General features: G+C 36.7%; 28 protein-coding genes and 2 pseudogenes. 18 read left to right on the top strand and 12 right to left on the bottom strand.

Translation table 11 applies throughout. The features are described 5' to 3' along the window. Positions 1-16: 16 nt before the first annotated feature. The 6 genes from N8L33_RS05175 to N8L33_RS05150 all read right to left on the bottom strand — a co-directional run bounded on the left by N8L33_RS05175 (position 17) and on the right by N8L33_RS05150 (position 4,723). The gene (locus tag N8L33_RS05175; RefSeq protein WP_261059026.1) at positions 17-1,180 is read right to left on the bottom strand and encodes a tyrosine-type recombinase/integrase; all 1,164 of its coding nucleotides are present in this window, start codon (positions 1,178-1,180) and stop codon (positions 17-19) included. A gap of 391 nt (positions 1,181-1,571) precedes the next feature. Beyond that, complete coding sequence (locus N8L33_RS05170; protein WP_045606907.1) at positions 1,572-2,006, bottom strand: type II toxin-antitoxin system PemK/MazF family toxin; 435 nt, start codon at positions 2,004-2,006, stop codon at positions 1,572-1,574. 446 nt (positions 2,007-2,452) lie between these two features. Then, positions 2,453-2,674: a proline dehydrogenase family protein gene (locus N8L33_RS05165; RefSeq protein WP_257616605.1), complete on the bottom strand. Its 222-nt coding sequence runs from the start codon at positions 2,672-2,674 to the stop codon at positions 2,453-2,455. Then, positions 2,658-3,500 carry a hypothetical protein gene (locus N8L33_RS05160; RefSeq protein ID WP_261059025.1) on the bottom strand — a complete coding sequence of 281 codons (843 nt, stop codon included), beginning with the start codon at positions 3,498-3,500 and terminating at the stop codon, positions 2,658-2,660. Before N8L33_RS05160 ends, N8L33_RS05165 begins: the two co-directional genes overlap by 17 nt. Before the next feature lie 81 nt (positions 3,501-3,581). Next, positions 3,582-4,028, bottom strand: coding sequence for a hypothetical protein (locus tag N8L33_RS05155; RefSeq protein WP_045606904.1), 447 nt, complete (start codon positions 4,026-4,028; stop codon positions 3,582-3,584). 56 nt (positions 4,029-4,084) lie between these two features. Next, positions 4,085-4,723, bottom strand: coding sequence for a helix-turn-helix transcriptional regulator (locus N8L33_RS05150; RefSeq protein ID WP_235285188.1), 639 nt, complete (start codon positions 4,721-4,723; stop codon positions 4,085-4,087). 221 nt (positions 4,724-4,944) lie between these two features. On the opposite strand from N8L33_RS05150, the gene N8L33_RS05145 reads away from it, so the two are divergent. The 14 genes from N8L33_RS05145 (at position 4,945) to N8L33_RS05080 (ending at position 11,833) form a co-directional block, all read left to right on the top strand. Beyond that, positions 4,945-5,142, top strand: coding sequence for a helix-turn-helix domain-containing protein (locus tag N8L33_RS05145; RefSeq protein WP_045606902.1), 198 nt, complete (start codon positions 4,945-4,947; stop codon positions 5,140-5,142). Positions 5,143-5,263: 121 nt separating this feature from the next. Continuing rightward, on the top strand, positions 5,264-5,779 hold the full coding sequence (locus N8L33_RS05140; RefSeq protein WP_235285187.1) for a hypothetical protein: 516 nt from the start codon (positions 5,264-5,266) through the stop codon (positions 5,777-5,779). A 303-nt stretch (positions 5,780-6,082) separates the two neighbouring features. After that, positions 6,083-6,376 carry a hypothetical protein gene (locus N8L33_RS05135; protein ID WP_025170800.1) on the top strand — a complete coding sequence of 98 codons (294 nt, stop codon included), beginning with the start codon at positions 6,083-6,085 and terminating at the stop codon, positions 6,374-6,376. 98 nt (positions 6,377-6,474) lie between these two features. Next, positions 6,475-6,678, top strand: coding sequence for a hypothetical protein (locus N8L33_RS05130; protein ID WP_261030328.1), 204 nt, complete (start codon positions 6,475-6,477; stop codon positions 6,676-6,678). Positions 6,679-6,691: 13 nt separating this feature from the next. Next, positions 6,692-6,958 (top strand): helix-turn-helix transcriptional regulator, encoded by a 267-nt coding sequence (locus N8L33_RS05125; RefSeq protein WP_045606896.1) that lies wholly within the window; start codon positions 6,692-6,694, stop codon positions 6,956-6,958. Between the two features lie 8 nt (positions 6,959-6,966). After that, positions 6,967-7,482 carry a hypothetical protein gene (locus tag N8L33_RS05120; protein WP_045606894.1) on the top strand — a complete coding sequence of 172 codons (516 nt, stop codon included), beginning with the start codon at positions 6,967-6,969 and terminating at the stop codon, positions 7,480-7,482. Beyond that, positions 7,475-7,708: a hypothetical protein gene (locus N8L33_RS05115; RefSeq protein ID WP_261059021.1), complete on the top strand. Its 234-nt coding sequence runs from the start codon at positions 7,475-7,477 to the stop codon at positions 7,706-7,708. The genes N8L33_RS05120 and N8L33_RS05115 overlap by 8 nt, the downstream gene beginning before the upstream one ends. A 7-nt stretch (positions 7,709-7,715) precedes the next feature. Further along, positions 7,716-8,930, top strand: coding sequence for a virulence-associated E family protein (locus tag N8L33_RS05110; RefSeq protein WP_261059012.1), 1,215 nt, complete (start codon positions 7,716-7,718; stop codon positions 8,928-8,930). Positions 8,931-9,287: 357 nt separating this feature from the next. Then, complete coding sequence (locus tag N8L33_RS05105) at positions 9,288-9,485, top strand: hypothetical protein (protein WP_045606892.1); 198 nt, start codon at positions 9,288-9,290, stop codon at positions 9,483-9,485. Between the two features lie 84 nt (positions 9,486-9,569). Then, a complete protein-coding gene (locus tag N8L33_RS05100; RefSeq protein WP_052689582.1) occupies positions 9,570-9,839 on the top strand; it encodes a hypothetical protein in 270 nt (89 codons plus the stop codon). 96 nt (positions 9,840-9,935) lie between these two features. Next, positions 9,936-10,601: a hypothetical protein gene (locus N8L33_RS05095; RefSeq protein WP_261058958.1), complete on the top strand. Its 666-nt coding sequence runs from the start codon at positions 9,936-9,938 to the stop codon at positions 10,599-10,601. 3 nt (positions 10,602-10,604) lie between these two features. Continuing rightward, positions 10,605-10,811 carry a hypothetical protein gene (locus tag N8L33_RS05090; RefSeq protein WP_045606889.1) on the top strand — a complete coding sequence of 69 codons (207 nt, stop codon included), beginning with the start codon at positions 10,605-10,607 and terminating at the stop codon, positions 10,809-10,811. A gap of 48 nt (positions 10,812-10,859) precedes the next feature. Beyond that, a complete protein-coding gene (locus tag N8L33_RS05085) occupies positions 10,860-11,360 on the top strand; it encodes a terminase small subunit (protein WP_045606888.1) in 501 nt (166 codons plus the stop codon). 80 nt (positions 11,361-11,440) lie between these two features. Beyond that, positions 11,441-11,833, top strand: coding sequence for a transcriptional regulator (locus N8L33_RS05080; RefSeq protein ID WP_261058934.1), 393 nt, complete (start codon positions 11,441-11,443; stop codon positions 11,831-11,833). 103 nt (positions 11,834-11,936) lie between these two features. On the opposite strand, the gene N8L33_RS05075 is transcribed toward N8L33_RS05080, so the two are convergent. From N8L33_RS05075 to metK, 6 genes and pseudogenes are all read right to left on the bottom strand, one after another. After that, on the bottom strand, positions 11,937-12,152 hold the full coding sequence (locus N8L33_RS05075) for a hypothetical protein (RefSeq protein WP_045606885.1): 216 nt from the start codon (positions 12,150-12,152) through the stop codon (positions 11,937-11,939). A gap of 30 nt (positions 12,153-12,182) precedes the next feature. After that, positions 12,183-12,392, bottom strand: a complete 210-nt coding sequence (locus N8L33_RS05070) for a CPCC family cysteine-rich protein (protein WP_045606883.1) — start codon at positions 12,390-12,392, stop codon at positions 12,183-12,185. Between the two features lie 214 nt (positions 12,393-12,606). Continuing rightward, positions 12,607-12,792 (bottom strand): annotated as a pseudogene (locus N8L33_RS05065) (CPCC family cysteine-rich protein); the annotation flags it as partial. A gap of 478 nt (positions 12,793-13,270) precedes the next feature. Then, positions 13,271-13,429, bottom strand: a pseudogene (locus N8L33_RS05060) (integrase); the annotation flags it as partial. A 261-nt stretch (positions 13,430-13,690) separates the two neighbouring features. After that, entirely contained in the window at positions 13,691-14,761 is a 1,071-nt protein-coding gene (gene xerS, locus N8L33_RS05055) for a tyrosine recombinase XerS (RefSeq protein WP_261058925.1), read from the bottom strand. A gap of 471 nt (positions 14,762-15,232) precedes the next feature. Further along, positions 15,233-16,423 (bottom strand): methionine adenosyltransferase, encoded by a 1,191-nt coding sequence (gene metK / locus N8L33_RS05050; protein ID WP_261058919.1) that lies wholly within the window; start codon positions 16,421-16,423, stop codon positions 15,233-15,235. 474 nt (positions 16,424-16,897) lie between these two features. Between metK and N8L33_RS05045 the strand changes: the two genes are divergently transcribed. From N8L33_RS05045 to N8L33_RS05030, 4 genes are all read left to right on the top strand, one after another. Next, positions 16,898-17,185, top strand: coding sequence for a DUF3270 domain-containing protein (locus N8L33_RS05045; RefSeq protein WP_084890146.1), 288 nt, complete (start codon positions 16,898-16,900; stop codon positions 17,183-17,185). Positions 17,186-17,454: 269 nt separating this feature from the next. Continuing rightward, positions 17,455-18,264 carry an HAD family hydrolase gene (locus N8L33_RS05040; RefSeq protein WP_261058907.1) on the top strand — a complete coding sequence of 270 codons (810 nt, stop codon included), beginning with the start codon at positions 17,455-17,457 and terminating at the stop codon, positions 18,262-18,264. Between the two features lie 141 nt (positions 18,265-18,405). Further along, on the top strand, positions 18,406-19,314 hold the full coding sequence (locus N8L33_RS05035) for an ATP-binding cassette domain-containing protein (RefSeq protein ID WP_261058905.1): 909 nt from the start codon (positions 18,406-18,408) through the stop codon (positions 19,312-19,314). Positions 19,315-19,324: 10 nt separating this feature from the next. Beyond that, complete coding sequence (locus tag N8L33_RS05030) at positions 19,325-20,077, top strand: ABC transporter permease (RefSeq protein WP_261058897.1); 753 nt, start codon at positions 19,325-19,327, stop codon at positions 20,075-20,077. Positions 20,078-20,191: the final 114 nt, after the last annotated feature.

Here is a 20,191-nt window from a genome sequence, read left to right as displayed (position 1 = left end):
CTAAACGTGACACCCTTTATAAATTATTGATGGCTGTTTCATAATTTGAGACAGCTTTTTTTGCATTCTCTTGGTTTGTATGCCAGTAAACATTTTCAGTCACTAATAAGTTAGAGTGTCCCAATCTATATTGGACATCTTTAGGGCTAGTCTGAGCGTACAACATCATAGTGGTATGTGTATGGCGGAAACCGTGGAATGATACATTCGTTACACCAGCGTTCTCAAAATGCTTATTTAGACGTTTGCGTAGGTTGCAAGCATAAGCATATTTTTCTGTAAAAACTGAGAATACAACTGTTTCAGTTCGGCCTAATTTCCAAGACTGAATTTGTTGACGATTCTTGTACTGTTTAAGTAAAAGCAGGGTGGCTTTGTCTATTGGTATATCACGATAACCAGCGCTTGATTTAGGCGAATTTATTTCTTGATAGCGGTTTAGTGTTTTAGTGATACTGATAACACCGCTTTCTAGATCAATATCAGACCACTCAAGGGATAAGGCTTCACCGATACGGCAACCAGTTGCCAATAAAGTTTTATACAGGACAACATCAAATAGGTTTTCATAATTTGATTGATCCAGAGTATCTAAATAATTCAGAAACTGTTTTAATTCTTTGTTGTCTAAGTATTTTACAGTAGACTTTTCTTTTTGCTGTTTGCGTGGAACGATGACATCGTTAGCTGGATTGTATTGTATTACCTGGATAGCTACGCCATACTTCAAAATACGCTTATTCATGTTATGGAGTAAGGAGTAGTTAGCAAACGCTCCTTTTTCGCCTTTATTGGCCTTGTCAGCCCATTTATTTACTTGCTGTTGAAGAATAGGCGTGGTCAGCTTATCTAGCTTGTAATCGCTAAATACAGGCAATAAATGCACTCTAACCAATCCATCCATAGATTGACGAGTATTGGGCTTAACTGTATTCTTGTAACTATCCCACCAAACTTTTACCAATTCTTCGTATGTTGTGATTGTTGGTTTATCTTTAACTGTATAGCCGTTTGAAGCAAAAGCATTGACAGCCTCTCTTGCTTTGATTTTAATCCCCTTTTTAGTGTTGGCCGTAACAGTAGTTCTAGCCTTTTTCCCTGTAAGTTTATCAACTCCAAGATACACGCTTGCTCGATATACGATAAATCCGTTTTTCTTTTTGTATTCTGTAATATTCATGGTTTACTCCTTTTCCATCAGCAGGCAAGCAATTAGAAAAGATTTTGAGTTTATACCATGCGAGGGGCTACGAGAAACCCCTTATTTTCGATTTTAAGCAGTCAGACGAATAATGCCAGAGCATGAAAAAATGCGGATATGGGGTTTATATAGGCTTGAAGCTTGTGCGAAGCCCGAGAATCCACGCGCCTTTGTTGGTATAATCGGACTTTTCGGCTACCCTAAAAGAAAAATATTAGGGATGAGGTTCCAGGGATTTTTAATAAACTAAAAGCCCAACTCATAAGAGCAGGGCTAGAGATGTCCTCTTGGGACAGTATCATCTATTTTGTCGTCAAGCGACTTTATGATTTAATTCTAACCCTAATTTTAAAAAAAGTCAATTTTTTATTTAATATAAATCTAGTCCAAGAACTTCTTTTATCTTGTCTAATAGTTTTTTATGGTCGTTTGTATCTAGCTTATAAGCTGGTCTATAAACTTTATCATATAACTCTTTTCCCGCTGCATCTAGCATTACTTGTCCATCACTATCAGTCTTTTTCTTTGTTTTATAGACGATTTTCCGTTTGTCTATTTCTTGGATTTTTCGGACATAAGCATAGGCTTTTGGCTTGGAAGGAGTGTTTTGATATTTACTATTTTCAATCGTGATACCACCACGATATTTCTTTCCTGATTTTTTACCAGTTAAAGGTGCTACTAGGAGTGTTCCATCAGCTTTGTCAGGAATTGTTAAGATGATAGCGTAGTGTTTTCCGTAAAATTCATTCCCACCTTTTTGTGGGAAGTTGATTAGATAAACTTCGCCTTGTTGAAATTTCATATAATGCTCCAGATAATAAAATAAGGTGTACCTCTTAGAAGCACACCAGACCGTTTTGTCCTTGACGAACAAGGCTTTATAAGTAAATATCGTATCCTTGACGAACAAGGCTTTTGACATTATCAGTGTACTGCTTTTTTAACTTTTTGTCAAGTTTTTTGTTAAATTTATTTTTATTATTGTCAACTATTTCATTTTGGAAACAGTTGTTTTTACTTGTTTATGTTATAATTATTTAAAAAGAGAGAGGAGAAAAAAATATGTTAAAAAAAGAGTTAAAAAATTTTATTGTATCGACATTTATATTTCTCTTAATTTTCAAGATTTTTTTCTCAATAACTACGATTTACATCACAAATAGCTATCTTTCAATAGCGATAACTACACTTGTCACATTTTTATTAAAAAAATTTATTTCTTTCGAGTCTAACTGATGTTAGACTTTTTTATTCCTCAAACTTACCTGGTGGATTACTAGTAGCCTGTTGTACAACTGATTTGTTTTCTATAGCAGCTGTTAGTTTTCTCGGAATACGAATTCCTAATTCAGATATTGGTACACCGAGTTCATCAGCTAGTTCTTTTGCTTGCTTAATCCGGTCGAGTTTGTTTTTTTGATAGTCTTGATACGTATTTATTAATCCCGGGACTTCAAGTTCTAATCCCATAACCTTTAGTTTCCCCCCACTTGTCAGAACAATTGCTCCACCAAGTATCATTGAAATTATAAGTCCATAGTTTACAGTATGCGTAATGTACATTTATTTTTGAATCTACTCGTGTTTCAGGGAAAAGCAACCTTGTTAATAGAGAATATTGATAAACAAATTGACCCAAATAAACCCCTTGAATATCTTTTTCTTCTGTTACATGGTAGCTAATATATAGTTTTTCGTCTTCAATATAGCAAGGGAAAAGTGCGCGGTTAATGAACGGTTTATAATCATTTATATTTGATAGTGTTGCATGAGAATAAATCATTTTATACAATGCGCTGTCTGCATCGGAACGATTAAACCATCCTAACCAATGGACTTTCCACCTTTTTGCAAAGTCAGATCGACTATGCGTCAACTCTTCACTTTTGTATTGTTCAAGCTCATATTGATCGAGTTCGTAAAGTGGTCCAATAACTTTACCGACTAAAAATCGTTCAGATCCTTCAGATGGGACAACAACTATATCGTTTTTCTTAATGTTATTTACAAAGCGAAGCAGTTGGCCTGCAGTGATACCATATTTGTTTTCAGATGGTTCTAAGTCATCTTGAAATGTTAGTTTTTCTTTTAAAATTTCTTTTAATACATTGGAGTTATTATCTGCTCGTCTAATATCTTCAAGGGTAATCTCATTCCATCCAATACCTATATAGCCATTTAGATTAAAATCCGTATAATATTCTCCAGAGTTAGCACGCACTAGCCAATAATCACTAGAAGAATCTAAAACAGGGATTTCTTTTTTTATATTTTCTATAATTTCTTTTAATTCCATTGTAATTATCTACTTTCTTTTTTATTTCCCTCTATACACGCTCAGACTGGCCAAACTTTGAGAGTGTGGGGATTTTTTTATTTATTCAAATCCTTTGAAACTATCTAAAATCTTATCTTTTGAGTCTGTAGCATTAAGCACTAAAATAACATAATTCCCGTAGATATAAGCAGGGTGTCCAATCAACTCTTTTTCTTTCTTAGCTTCTTCAAACATTGGGTTTTTATCGTAATATTCGTAAACCTCTACAGCAGTATCATCTTCTAAGATGAAACCTTTCCCTGATTCGGCTTGAATAAGACTAGCTTCTTTTGAGATTTCCTCTTTGATTGTGAAGCCATTACTTTCTAGCGCTTTTTTAAAATCGTCTAAGCTAGTAGCCTTTTTAGAAGCAGGTTTGTCATTTGCTTTAGTTTGCTCGGTTTTTGGTTTCTCCGAGCCATCTTTGGCAGCCGATTGGTTGTTAGAACATGCTACTAGAACTGTAGCACTAAGCAAGATAGCTGATGTTGTTAGTAGTTTTTTCATAGATAATCTCCTTTTTATATATACTGATAATTTCTCAAATAGATTAAAATTTTAGTTTAATTTGTTTCATCATCGTTGTGATTTGTTACTAGAATAGAATCAGCTTTTATTTGTGGTAATTTTTCAATAAGTTCGGTTATTATCCGTTTGCTATCATCATCTAAGATAATGTATTTATAAAGCAGATCAGCGGTATTAGTTCCGTCAATCGAATCAATATCAAGTAACCCGTCAAACCAACGTAGAAATTCATAATCGTGATCCCCAGCACCAACTGAAAATGCGAGAAATGCAGAATCTCCATGAACGTTCGTTCCGTATCGGCTATTAAGTCGATTCTGTATTTCTGTAATACTAGCAGGTTTGTGTTTCTTGTTTTCGATGGCGTTCATTTTTACTGTATACTTTTGCCAAGCCAAGTCTGATAATTCATTTGCCAATTGCGGGTTTTTTCTTAACTCTTCTTTTTCCTCCTCGGACAATTGGTTTTCTAAGAGCGGAGGAATAGAACTATAGCCTAGCAGGTATCCAACAGGTACGCCAAAAAAATCAGCTAGTTGTTTCGCTTTGTCTGTTTTTATTTGGCGCTCACCTTTTTCCCAATATATATAAGTTCGTTTTGTGACCCCTATTTCATTCGCTAACTCTTGCTGAGTTAGCTTTTTTTCTTGTCTTAGTTCTTTCAATCTATTCATTTATATAAACACCTTTCAAATGTATTATATCACGATTAATTTCAAAGGGTGCAAAAAAAGTGCAATTATTTTTAATAATTCTCTTGACATTGCACAATAATTGCAATATAATGAGTTTGTCAACTAAAGTTGAACAAAAATTACACCAATCTCCAGAGCAACACTTTTCAATCTATTCTACTGAAGGTCGATTTTAAAGATAATGGAAAGGGGTAAGGTATTTGAAAAATAATATGCGTGTTATTTTAGCAAAGAAGCGCTTGAAGGTGGCAGATGTTGCAAGAGAAACAGGGCTATCAAAAAGCACTTTAACGGCTTTGTACTATGAACGTGCAAAGAATCCAAGTCTTGATACATTGAAAAAAGTATCTAGTTACTTGGGAGTTACGCTGGATGAATTTCTAGATACGAAAGATTAGAAAGGAGCGACCCAATCGCAATACTTCAATACATTTACAAGTTTCTCATGTGGTGCTTTACCACTGGGGATTGACCTGCTCGGAAGAAATATCCGACCTAGAACATAAAGGAGAAAACAACATGAACAACACACAAGTATATCAAGCACAAACAACTAACCACGGTATCGCTAGAGCATTGGGCGAAGAAATTCGTATGATCACCGACGTTGAAGAGACAAATTACAATGGACACGGTGAAATCATTGTTGAGTACACCAGTGATGTTGCATTGACAAAACTATTTGACCGTATTAAATCACTTTACGAAAAAGGCGAAAGCTACGAAACAAAACCATTCTTACATTTTAAAGTATTGGAAGATGATTTGGAACCAAAACCAGGAGTTTTTACTGTTAAAGAGGTTATGGATTTTTTTGGGAATTTGAAACAACAAAAAAGGGGCAAAGAAATGAACTTTAAAGAATTTAAAACATGGCTAGATAATGCCGTGAGTGTGGCTGAAGCTATGGCATTACCTGAAAACAAAGGTGTGCTTGACGACTTGATAGAAAATACGGCCAATAACCTAGCTTTTATCTCTGAGTTAGTGGAAAGTCGCCAACTGATTTATAGAAAACCTAGACATGAAGATTAAAAACGACAACAAAAAAAGTCACTTGCTCAAATTTTGGTCGAGGAGAGCAAGCGACTGGATCAAGAGTATAGATATTTTTCTATATCTCAATTATAACAGAAATCAACTATTCAATCAATAACAACTAATGGCAGGCAAGCAATTAGAAAAGATTTTAAAAAGCATAGAGCGCCAACTCTTAAAACTGGTACTTTCTCACGCTCTCAAAACTTTGGCGAGTCTGAGCGTGAGGTATGTAACAGGAAAAAAAGCATTAAAAGCCATCGTGGCAAGTATAAAAAGATAGAAAAAGAGGTAAAAAACATGACAACAAAAAAAGCAACATCAAGCCAACAAGTTCTATTATCGGCTAAGAAACTAGCAGAATTAGGGAACGAATTAACCGACATCATGAATGTTTTAGAAATGAATAACCTAGCTCTTGAAGGGCTTGAGTTTGCACTACAGAAAGATACAACCACATTCTTATGGCTTGCTAAAAAATACACTGATACAGCATACGCCCAGAATGAAAAGCTATACGATCGTCTAAATGAAATAGCCTTTTTGCTTTTGAACAATGACGACGCTAAAGAGCTGGAGGCATACCATGACTAAAGATATTAAAGAAATGGCACAAGCCGAAGACGACTTGCTGTATATGGAACAACCTAAACAAGCGGAATTTATCAAGAACTATAAGGCGAGGGCATAACATGAACGAACTAGATTTAACCAACACACAGGCACTTATCTTTTCCGTGGTACTGATTGCCTTACTGGTCTATCTAAACCACCGAGACCGCAAAAAAAGCGCACAATTTGAGCGAGAAAACCAACAGACGATAGAAACACCTAGCGAGGATTTAAACCCTTACTACGGGCGTTATATCCAGCTTGCAGGTAAGATTCATAATTAGAAAGGGGTGTAATATGCAACTATTATCAAGAGAAGCAGAACTTGAATTACTGGAGAAAGTGGGAAATCACTTAGCTAAAAGGATGGAACTTGAAAAGCAACGTGATGATAACTGGGACTTGATTTCTAGGCCTGACTTACTCAAAAAACTTGGTATTAGTGGAACTACGTTAAATAATTGGGAAAAAGAAGGTTTGAAACCGCTACGTTCACCATTTGAAAGCAGTAAGAAAGTTTATTACCGCAAGAGTGATGTTTACAATTTTCTTGCAGTAGATTAGGAGGTGTAATGAGAATAATAGAGTTGACTATATCAGTTGAGAAAATGCCTCTATTTGGCTTTCTCAAGTCAAATCCTACTCAAGTATGGAAGAATGGGGAACACTACAAATTTACCTATTATGAGCCTGTAGATGAGGCTTTGACGGGTTTTCAATACAAAGGTTTATATGTGTCTATTAAAGACGAAAATGAGGTAGTAGAGGGCTGGGGATTGGTCAGAAATTTGGATATTGCTATGGCCAGCCCTGACTTGCTGACGATCCTGAAAGATTTAGAGGTAAACAAATTGACCGAGCAACGGCAGGGGCTTGGAGTGGAGTTAAAAGGTTGGATTTTCGACCTGATTTGTAATGGCATTTATACCAGATATGAGACTTCACTCTTTGTCCGACTGCTATTTGTGAATGGCTATAGTTTTAATCAGCTGGTGGATTTGTTTTCTGCAATCGTCAAGCGGAAAGACCTAGCAAGCTATTTTTTAGAAGTAGCAAGAATATTTTATAAGGAGGTGGCTTTTGAGTAGCAATGAAATTGTAAAAAAAATCATTGAAGAAGATAAGCAGAAAGTACCGCCTGAAGTGGTGGACTTGACTCAAGCAAGGGAGACCAACGAGGAACACAATAGCCTAGATTTAACTCCTAAAACAAAAGGAAAAGGCTTTGTAATCACCTTGGACAATCTCAAGAAGATTTTAAATGGAGATAGCAAGCTAAAAGGGGGCTATACAGTACAACGTCTTCACTTATGAAATCGACGTGACTAGACCAATGAAGCTAAACGGTAGAACCTTGAGCGGTGCAATCGATGACCTGATTATCAGAGAGATTAGGGCTTATATTGCTACCAAGTACAAGCTGGACTATAAAAAGTCTGATATAGCAGATATTCTGGAGGTGGTGGCTGGAGAGCATAGCTACAACCCCTTAAAAGACTATCTGGAATCATGCGAAAACGAGTATAAAGAGTTAGTGAATCAGCGTGATCCCTTTGATATTTTAAGGCATTATCTCAATATCAAGGATGATGAATATAACCGTATTATCGTGGACTTGTTTTTCCGTGGAGCAGTTGCCAAGGTATTTGACCCCTCTATCAAGTTTGACTTTGTGCTGGACTTGACTGGAAGGCAGGGAGTGGGGAAGACCCAATTTTTTGAGGGGCTATTCACTCATAAGTATTTTACAACCGTTGAGACCTTCACAGACAAAGACGACAAGGCTAGAATGGTGAGAAACTGGTGTGTATTTGATGATGAGATGGTGGCCAGTAAAAAGGCTAGTTTTTCAGAATTGAAGAAATTTATCACAGAAACCAAGCTAGAGTTTAGACCGCCTTACGCTTCAAGTGACAGACGATTGCCTAAGAGTTTTATTATCGTGAGGGCAACCAATGACCATGATTATTTAAATGACTTGACAGGAGAAAGGCGCTTTCTGGTTGCAGAAGTCTACAAGGACACCGCTTATAAGGGCAGGAAGTGGACGGAAAAAGACCGTAGAGCCTTTTGGGGTGCTATGGTGGTAGCTTGGAAGTCTAATAAATCTTTGACCTTGACAGACGAGCAAGAAAAGCTAGTAAACGAGGTTAGAAGCCGTTACAAGTTTGTAGATGAAATCCTTGAGGATGTTGAGCGTTATTTAGAAACTCCCTACCCTAAAAATATGTATCAATTCCCAACAACAGACAGTACAAGACACTACTATATTCATGACATGATGAACCACGGCTACCATATGGGCACTAATGGCGTAGAGGTTCATCTTGATACTGAAAAGTATGGGGAACTGGTGGAAAGGGATAAGGTGGTAGTTAATTTATTCTTTTCTGAGGTTTATTTGAACAATTCCCCTAATCCCAAAGATAAAAATAAGGTAAAGAAAATCATGCAAAACAAAGAAGGCTGGGAATATAGAGAATCTTTAAGGTTTGGTAAAAGCGTCAAGCGCGGATTTGCTAAAATAAAAAAATAAAGTGTAGACAGTGTAGCCAAAAGATAAAAAAACGGCTACACTGAAAACCTTTGATACTGTAAGGGTTTCAAAGAGGTGTAGACAAGACGAAAAAAATGGCTACACCCCTAAACCCTTGATATTACTGACTTTTTAATATAAATGTAGCCAAAATATATATTTTATAAAAGTATAGTTAATTAAATATCTAATGCGTTATATATTATTTTTTTCTGAGATGAAACGGCTACACGGCTACACAAGACCTAAACCCTTGGAGCTGTAGGGCGGAAGGCGTAGCCGCTAGATAGTCAAAAATGGCTACACTTTGCCCGAAACCTAAAATAAAATAGAAAATGAAATGAAGGAGCAAACCAGATGGCAATGAACATTTGTCAAAGAGTGACTAGACTAGAAGAAACTGTTGAGCGGATCAGTGAGGTGTTAGATGGATTTATTGAGAATGCGAACTATAATTCGTCGGTGAATAATGTGAACGTGATTAAAATAGCGGAAAAGTTTGAGCAGGTCTTTGAAGAACTTGATGAACTAAAAGCAGTACATGACAAACACTAAAACAAAATGGGGTAGATAGTACCGACCCCCTTGCGATGGTGTAACTACTAGTGACACCCTTAAAACAGAAAGAGGAAAAACAACATGACATTAAAAGCATTTTCAGAAACAGCACCAAAACATACATTTACTTATGAATTTGGAGACCTAGAAGACGCACAAATAGCAGGACTAGCGTTATTTGGATTTATGAGAGGTACTTATCTAGTGCCAGCTATTAAACTAAGATATAAGGAAAACGGAACGCTTATCGCTGAGTATTTGGAAGATAACAATCTAGATATCAACTTTAAACGTATTTGTGAAGTTTTCAAGAATGAAGAAAATCCAATAGATGAAGAAGTTGAGGAATAGAGTGGAGAGGATGTAAGCAGATGAACTACAATAGAGACCCCGTGACTGGATCTAGCACTCTAAACTTAATCAAACAATAGAAAAGGAAAAAATAAGATGGCAGACACACAAAACACAAACAACATTGAACAAGCGCAAAAACGCCAAGAACTAGCCCAAAAAATGGATAAAGCACTAGATAAAATCACTAAGGAAGTAAACGCATTGATCACACAGAATGAAAATGCGATTGCTGAGGCTGAACGAGAAAAAACACAATTGCTTCAAGATCAAGCGAACGCCCAACGTGAACACGATGAAGCGGTTGATGAAGTAGATAAAGACAAGCTACGCAATGCCAAGGATAATTTATGGATTGCTGAAAGTAAATTAAAAAAGAATGCTAAAAAGCTGGAAGACTTGCACAATGAAACACTTATGAGTCTTGAAGATTTTAAGGCAAAAATCGATGAACTAGATTCAACGGTTGACAAAAAGCATAAGGCGCTTTATGATAAAGCCGTGGATTTGCTACGAGAGATTGACCAGATCGATGACGAATTTAGAGCAGATTCAGATAAACTTCAAGCCCTTTACCATGCTATGGCTTACAAAGTTGGGAAAGGTAAGAGAGAGTTTACTTTCAGTACAGGGGGATCTATTATCTCTCCAGCCGATGGAAGGGTTAGATACGAACCAGTCTATCCAGTTGAACCATTCTTAAGAGATGTTTATGTGCGAGCTTTCGGAAATACTTACAACGATGTGAAGGGACATTTTTAAAAGATGAAGAGACAAATTAGACACAAAATTGAACCAGTACCAACGATTGTAGAACTCTTTAAACTAATGGAGGAGCACCAGCAAGCACATCCAGAGTACGAGCGTTATAATTTTAAATACATTGAAGATGGTGATGCTATTGGTGCAATCATTGACTACAACGTAGAAGAATCAGTATTAAAAGCTGAGAAAGAGCAAGATAACGCTTAAGACAAGGGGAGGTTTTTCCCTTTTTGTCGCTTAAGGAGGTGAACTAATGTGACAGATAAGTTAACGCAAAGACAAGAAAAATTTGTCCAAGGACTAGTGGCTGGACTATCTCAAAGAAAAGCATATAAAGAGGCATACAACGCCCAAAAGATGGCTGATAGTACGATAGATTCAAGGGCTAGTAAGTTGCTGAAAGAGTACAAGGTTAATACAAGGTACAGAGAGTTATTAAAAGAGTTTTCAAACCGTGCTTTGTGGTCAAGGGAGCAGGCTTTTAATGAGTATGAATGGCTAAAAAATAAAGCTAAATCTGAAATTATCGAAAGTGGATTGAAGCCTAGCAATTTCAATGCCTTTCTTTCTGCTTTGCATGGGATGAATAATAGCGCTTTTCGTGATTTGGAGTTGCTGGACGAGAAGTTGCGAGCAGAAATCAGTGTGATTAAGAGTAACATCCATCAAGAAACTCCAGTTAAGGATGATAAATTTATAGAGGCCATGAGCGCAATGGTTGAATCCGTCTGGGAAGATGAGATTCAAAAGGAATAGCCTTAGAATACGAAAAAAAGCCAAGGCGCTCCGCCTCAGCTATAATCTCAAATATTATTATATCACAAAGGAGCGAATTAATGGAGCTGGATAAGTTTAAAACGATGATGAACGTCAGAGAGCGGATGACTTACTTTCTACGTTTCCAGAGGATGGCAGGAAGTGAAAACCAAGTTACGATAGATGAAGAGGCTTGGGAACTTGTCTTACCTGATCAGTGGAATTTGAGTGGTGAACATGAAAAAGCAATCCGTGAGGGGTTGGAAATATTCGCCCAAGACATCAACAGTATAGAGAACAAACGAACCAGAAAATACTTTATTATCCATTATTGCTACATGAGAAAGAAAACAGTAAGTGAATGTTTAGAAATTGCTGGGACAAAATCCACTAGCTACCACCGATACAAACAGATAGCCATCTTAAACTTTGCGAGAATCCACCAGAACGGAGAGTTAGAAGTGTATAAGTAAGCTGAGATACTGCTAGATTTTGCTAAAAGCTATCGAGACGGTGTTTTAGTGGTGTATAAGCAAAACATATCTTAGGCTTAATTAAAAGCCCTTAGAAACGAATCTAAGGGTTTTTTGACTGGTTGATTTTATCAGTAATTTCAATTTCCTTGATTTCATTTTCAAAGAGTTTAATCCATCTGGTTCCAGAATTAACGGATAACCCATCAAATTCTTCATCGTGGACATCTTTGTCTTCGTAAAGAGCTACACCTTTAAATATTTGGCCATCAATATCGGTGATTCTGACAACCTTGTTATTAAATTCTTTAAGTTCCATAAGTCTCTCCTTTCGTGGTACTATAGTCTGTTATATTATTGGAATTCCCTTAACATACGCTTCTTTAGCCTCCGCAAGTGTCATTTTATTAGGACCGCCATCGATATTAAATGCTCCCGTATTTTGCCAATGACAAACATCACAAATATCATAAGTTTCTACTAAATTTCCACATACGGGGCAATGCACATGTTCCCATCCGTCAATCATTATTATATTCTTTTTTATAGTCTTATTCATTTAAGGTTACTCCCAACACTATACAAATATATTAGCTATTTCAATACACTACTTTTTCAATATCATTGATTGTAATTGTTATGGTATCCCAGTCTTTCGGGGAATCTCCTATGTCAGCAATAAAAGTATCTTCACTTAACTTTTCGACAATTGTCGCTGTTTGACCGTTTTTTAACAACACTGTATCAAATTCTCGAATTTTTACGATTTTTCTCCTTGCGTAAGCTTCTTTGGCTTCAGCTAGAGTCATCTTATTTGGACCACCGTCTATATTTATAATACCTGTATTTTGCCAACGACAGACGTCACAGATATCATAGTCCATAACTTCAGTTCCGCAAACAGGGCAATTTAACCATAAATATCCATCAATTTCCCATGTCTTTTGTGATCTATCCATATAAATACCTCCTCCATAAACTCGCCAAACCAGTCTTTTTGGTGAACCGTGAGTATCAACCCACCTTTCCATCATTATACTGCAAACCGAGGGGGATTACTAATAATTTAGTGTGTTTTCTAGATGTGGTATGATAGTATTATTAGGTAATAAAAAAAGCACGTTTGACCGTGCTAGTTTCTTGCCTGCTGAACTCATCATTTTAAGTTCCTTTTTGTTACCCTTTATGTTTTCTCAACTTATTCAAAATTAGTTGTTTTTGCAGAAATCAAGTTAGATTTAGAGCAGGCTTATGCCTGTTTTTTAGTATCTAACAATAGGAAGATAACCTTAAAAAATAAAATAGTTCAGTGAACTATTTTATCCCGAACCTTGAAATTAAAAAGTTCGGCAGTTGATTTAACAACGTTTCTAGCCCCTCGGATTTTATCCGAAGGGCTATTTTTGTGTTCAGGGGGCAAAAAAGGGGCATAACTTTTTAAAAAATATTTTTCATCACTTTGTCCAGTACATTGATCGCTTCGTCTTTCATGTTCTTTGTAACATGGGTGTAGATGGAGGTAGTGACCTCAGAATCAGAATGACCAACCCTGTCCGTGATTGTTTTTAAAGGAATTTTATTTTCTGATAAAATATTGGCCATCGCAGGCAGCATGTTTTTATAGGTGCTCAATTTAATTTATTTTTGTGGAATCCTCTCATTTTGAGATGAATATCAATTATAAGTGATTTGCATATCCAGGATACTACAAAGAAAGGCAAGCTAGTGGACACATAAATTTTATTTCATATTCTTTAAAACTATTTACTGGGTCAGATATTGCATGTGATTTTATCAAATAAGACTAATAGTTATTGAATTCCTTTTTAATTTGTTACATAATTTATTTTATGTATTTCACAAACTGTCCAAGGCATTCTTTTGTTCATCATTTATGATATGGGTATAGAGGTCAGTGACTTGTGTACTGGCGTGACCTAGCTGGTGACTGACCAAAACTTGCGATTTGGTAGCATCATAGAGCCTAGTTGCTAGGGTATGGCGCAGTTTGTGGGGGGTTACACGAACTTTGAAGTCTTCAGAGTATTTAGCAACCATTTTTTCAACGCTGGAAGCGTCAATACGATTGGGGACACCTCGATAGAGAGTTAGAAAGAGTGCAATGTCCGTTTTTTCAGTATTATAGCGTTGATTTCGAATGGCTAGATAATTCTCTAGATAAGGCTTAGCAAAGGCAGCGACATTGACCGAGTCACGTTTGCCACCTTTTCGAGTGACATCAATAATCATCATCTTGAGATTGAGATCTCTTAGATCCAGATTAACAGCTTCAGATAAGCGAACACCCGATGCCAAGAGAAGGGCAATAATGGCTAAATCACGTTCTTTATTTTTATTAAAGGAGGATAAGGCACGATTTGAGAGCTGTTGTGGGTACTCTTGGTCAATATAAGTTAGAAAACCTTCTGTTTCATCACCTAGAAAGAGCTTTTGCTTGATGTTTTCAGCTCTAGCAGCAAGTGTCTCTTTCTTTTTTTTGGTTGAAACTTTCTTCATTACATTTCGATAGAAATAAGGTTCTCCCTGATCGTTTTCAACTTCCTCGGTCAGATACTTGTAAAGACTAGAAAGTGCTGACAAGGTCCGATTGATAGTTGTCTGTGAAACACCTTGCTTGGTTGTATTAGCATTCAGTAAAGGACGTTCACGTAGGTAAAGGATAAAGGATTCCATGTCTTTCTTAGACATATTTTCCAAGACCGATAAAGGGATATCAGATATTTTATCGGCGTTTGAAATTCCAGACTCCAAAACCCAGCTGAAAAATCGATCGTATTCCTTGAGGTATTCATACAAGGTTGTAAAACTGTAGGGAACAGCAAGTTTAGATTGATAGTATTCCAGAACATACCAGGGCATGATTTGTTTGAATTTATCGATTCGTTCCAGTAAAATTTCACGCTTCATGTATTTTCTCCATATATAAGTCTACTAGTAGTATAGCATAGACTTATGCATTTTTCAAGAAAATTATAGTTTTTCGGAAAGATGTTATAGGAGTTTTTTTAAAGTGATAAAAAGACTTAGACCTCAAACAAAACAGATCTAAGTCTTCGGAGTTTCTATTGTGAATTATTAGCTAGTGCTTTTTCTAGTTTCCAAATACTAAACCAGAATGAAATAGTCAACAGAATAAGGAAAATGATAAAGAACTCACCCACTAAACTTCTCAACTGAAGAGCTATATAAGAAGCTATGAGATACAAAATACATTGTATAATTGCTATTGTTTTCTTTTTCATGATTTTAATCTTACTGTACAGATTTTATGCAGTAAACTTCTTTCTAGCTTTATCATTTCTAACTTAATTATAGTCTTATATTTGTATGTGAAATGTTTTATCAGTAAAAAAGAGGGGAAGTCCCCCTCTCAAGATTTTATTTGACTGCTTCTTTCAAAGCATCTACCTTGTCCAAACGTTCCCATGGAAGGTCAATATCTGTACGTCCCATGTGTCCATAAGCCGCTGTTTGACGGTAAATCGGGCGCTTGAGGTCCAGCATTTGGATAATTCCTGCAGGGCGAAGGTCAAAGATTTGACGGGCTGCTTTTTCAAGCTTGCTTTCGGCTACTGTTCCTGTACCAAAGGTATCGATACGAACAGAGACAGGCTGCGCAACGCCGATGGCATAGGCCAATTGCACTTCTGCCTTCTTAGCCAGACCTGCTGCAACAATATTCTTAGCAATATAACGAGCCGCATATGAAGCGGAACGGTCAACCTTAGTCGCATCCTTACCAGAGAAGGCACCACCACCGTGACGAGAGTAGCCACCATACGTATCTACGATAATCTTACGACCAGTCAAACCTGAGTCTCCTTGAGGTCCACCGATTACAAAACGACCAGTCGGATTGATGAAGAATTTTGTTTGCTCATCCAAGTAAGAGGCTGGAATAACTTCTTTGATAACCTTGTTGATGACATCATTGTGAATTTGTTCATTGCTGACTTCTGGATCGTGCTGAGTTGAAATAACGACTGTGTCCACACGTACCGGACGGTCATTTTCATCGTACTCAACCGTAACCTGTGATTTGGCATCTGGGCGAAGATAGCTGATTTCACCAGTCTTACGAAGTTCTGCCAGACGACGAACCAATTTATGGCTGAGTGAAATTGGCAATGGCATGAGCTCTTCTGTTTCATCCACTGCAAATCCAAACATGAGACCTTGGTCTCCAGCACCAATCAAGTCAAGTGGATCTTGGTCTGCATTCCCACGAACCTCCAAAGCTTCGTTAACACCTTGGGCAATATCGGGTGACTGCTCAACAAGTGACGGATGGACTCCCACTGTCTCAGCAGAAAATCCATATTCTGTATTGGTATAGCCAATCTCTGCAATGGTATCACGAACTACACGGTTAATATCCACATAGGCATTTGTAGAAATTTCACCAAAAACATGGACAGAACCAGTATATACAGCTGTCTCAGCAGCAACGTGCGCCTCTGAATCCTTAGCTAAAATAGCATCCAAAATCGCATCTGAAATTTGGTCTGCAATCTTATCAGGGTGCCCCTCAGATACAGATTCAGACGTGAATAATTTACGTTCTGACATAAAAATGTCCCCCCTTAAAAATAGTGTTATAGAGTTACAAAGTACTGATAGAAATCCCTATCATCTACGAGTTGCGACTCGAAAGAAAAAATAGAAATTTCTACCATCTTATCGGGACTATATAACTTTACCATTATACCATTTTTAAGCGTAATTTGCAGTCTATATACTCAATAAAAATCAAAGAACAGCTTTTTGATTGTAGATAAAATGGACTAAATTAGTAACATTTGCCTAATACAAGATAACGCTAACTTGTTTTGAAGAGTATTAATGTACTGTTTCAATTTTTACTAATCTATTTTCAATAGGTGTTTAACAACCTTAATATTATGCGTACTATTATTTTCAAACTATCGTGTCCTGAACAATAGTTTGAAAATGAAAAGGGACTTTATTCTTTTTGTAACCTTACTGTAATAATTATCCGATTAAAAAATGATAAAATAGGTATGTACAGTTAAGGAGAGAATAATGCCTGTAAGAAAATTACAATCCTATGAGGTAGACTATCAAGAAGAATTAAATCATCAGATTCCTCGTTATCAAGATTATACACCTGAAGCACAATCTGATGCCAATCTCAAGGAAATCCTATTTTTTGTTAATATTGCTGTTTTTTGTATCTGTATTGCTATCTTTAGTTTTATCTTTTTAGCATTAAAATTATCAACTGCTCTTGCATTTGTCGCAGCAATCGGATTTAGCTTACTTGTTTTAAAAGTCCAACGCTCTATTATCAAACGCAAATTTAGAAGATAAATCATACCCTACGTCTAATCAAGTTGATTTATAAAAAATTAAGGAGAATAGAGGATTTAAGATGAAAAATGTGTTATTCATCTTAAATCCTCTGTTTTTTTGACTAGCTTACCAAATATAATTATTTACTTAATTGAATAACGTGTAACCTTTCCTAATAAATGTTCTCCAAATATCCTAAACTGTAAAATCAATTAGTCTCGTTCCTTTTACCATTTTATTTTCTAAAATATGCTATAATAATACCAAAAGATAAAGAAGGAAGACCTATGATTAAACTACTAGCCTTGGATATGGATGGAACCCTCCTCAATGAAGCCAAGGAAATCCCACAAGCTCACATTACTGCTATTCACCAAGCTATTGAAAAAGGCTTCAAACTGGTACTTTGTACGGGCCGCCCCCTTTTCGGTGTCCTCCCCTACTACAAAAAACTGGGGCTTGACCTCCGGAACGAATATGTTATTGTTAACAACGGTTGTTCAACTCACCAGACCAGTGACTGGGGACTAGTTGACTGGCAAGAACTCAGTCCATCTGACATTGAATACCTCTATGATCTAGCTGAAAAAAGCGATGTTCAGTTGACTCTTTTTGATGAGGAACATTATTTTGTCCTCGGTGGCAAGCCTAATGAAATCATTCAAAATGATGCCGACCTAGTATTTTCAGACCTGACAGAAATTTCGTTAGAAGAAGCGACTAGTGGCAAGTATCGCATGTTCCAAGGTATGTTTTTAGGTACAGAGGAGCAAACAGACGATTTTGAGCAACGTTTTGCTACAGAACTCTGTCAACGATTCAGTGGCGTTCGTTCGCAGCCTGTCATTTATGAAGCTATGCCACTTGGTACGACAAAGGCTACTGCTCTTTCTCGACTAGCAGAGATTTTGAAGATTGATTCTTCAGAGATTATGGCTATGGGCGATGCTAATAACGATATCGAAATGCTCCAGTTTGCAGGACTTGGCATTGCAATGGGAAATGCCAGCGATTATGTCAAATCTCTTGCGGATGCTATTACAGCAAGCAACGAAGAAGACGGCGTTGCGCGTGCCATTGAGAAATATATTTTATAATTAAGAAGCCCAGTTCATGTCAACTGGGTTTTGATATTTAAGCATTCCTAAAACTTTAGAAACTCTTTAGAAATCCTTGAGCTTTCTTTGATTTCTATGCTTTATACTAAAGTTATCAAAATAAATCAAAAGGAGAGAATCATGAAAACAGTACTTGACATTCATGGATTGTCCAAAAACTTTGACAAACAAGCTATCCTTCAGGATCTTCATTTAACGATAAGAGAGGGAGATATTTATGGACTTATCGGAAAGAACGGAGCTGGGAAAACCACCTTAATAAAAATTATTACGCAACTACTGTTTGCGGATAAAGGGACTGTTTCCCTCTTCTCTAGCCATTCGGAAAATGAATGGAGCAAGTCTCTATCTCGAGTAGGTTCAGTTATCGAATCACCTGTAGCTCATAATCACTTAACAGCCTATCAAAACCTGAAATATTATTGCATGATTCGTCATATTCCAAATGCTGATCAAGTTATTCGAGAAACGCTGGACTATGTAGGTTTGGCAGATACAGGTAAGAAAGTCTTTCGTGATTTCTCGCTAGGAATGAAACAAAGACTTGGTATCGCCATTGCCCTCCTATCTAAACCAGACTTCCTAATCTTAGATGAACCTATCAACGGTCTTGACCCAATCGGTATCAAAGAATTTCGACTAATGATTCAACGGCTCAATCAAGAAAAAGGGATAACCATTCTCATCTCTAGCCATATCTTGTCAGAACTCTACCTCGTAGCTAATCGTTTTGGTATTTTAGATCAAGGCAAGATTATCCGTGAAATCAGCAAAGCTGAATTTGAAACACTAAGTGAAGATTACATTGTTCTTAAGACAGCTGATCAAGAGAAAGCTTGTCAAGTATTGAAAGAACAAATCCAGCTCCAGTTCAAGGTTGTTAATCCTGAAAACGAAATTCATATCTTTGGTCAGGAACAAGATGTCAAACAGATTCTTAAGGAGTTAACCTTGGCAGATGTTGCCATTGACGAGATTTACTATGCCCGTCAAAACCTAGAAGAATACTTCACTCAATTGGTCGAATAGGAGGAAAATCATGATACATACCATTCAAGCAGACTTTTACCGTCTTTTCCGTTCCAAAGGTTTTTGGATTACAGAATTCATTCTCTTTGTACTCATGTTAATGGGGGCTATTTTTGGGGCTACTGGCCATTTGATGGCAATCCAGACAGAAGAACCAGAAATTCCAACCCATGGTTGGGACGGTATTCAAGCTCTTATCAATGCGTCTAGCAATGATTCAAACCTTGTTTTTCTCTGCATTATTCTAACATGTTTAGTTCTTGGGGTCGATCTAATCGGCAAGCTTTATAAAAATAGTTTGACAGTTGACGTTTCTCGTACAGAGTTTTTCTTCGCTAAATCCTTTGTTCTAGCAAGTATCGTTCTCTTACAACTCATCGCCAGCCTTGTGATTGCTTTTGTTCCCTCAACTCTACTAAACGGACTTGGTACGATACCTGATGGTTTTGTTACTAATCTCCTCTTAATGATTTTCCTTCAATTTCTCTGCCTTCTCGCTTGGCTTTCCATTGTTTCCTTCATTCTCTATGTTAGTCATTCTTATCTTGCAGTATTTATTGGATATTTGGTCAGCTCTATCATCCTTTCTATGCCAATGATCATTTTTCCAAATATCAAATTTTTACCATATTTGTCCTTGCATTTTTCCTATGCTATGACTGCTAATAGTGAATCCATTTTCTACACACTTATAGTTACTTTAGCTGTTATTGCAATCTTTAATCTAAGTGGACTGGCAGTCTTCAAAAAGAAAAGTCTATAAAAAATGACCTCCTCTAGCCTACAGAGGAGGTTTCTTTGGCTCTATAATATTTGTAGTGGGTAAATCCCCTATGAATCTTATGGAGCCTATTTTTGTGTAGAAAAAAAGTCCCAT

Source organism: Streptococcus mitis (assembly GCF_946188695.1).
Classification (GTDB): Bacteria; Bacillota; Bacilli; order Lactobacillales; family Streptococcaceae; genus Streptococcus; species Streptococcus mitis_DF.
The sequence above is the reverse complement of the archived record's forward strand: the minus strand, read 5'-3'. Positions and strand labels throughout refer to the sequence as shown.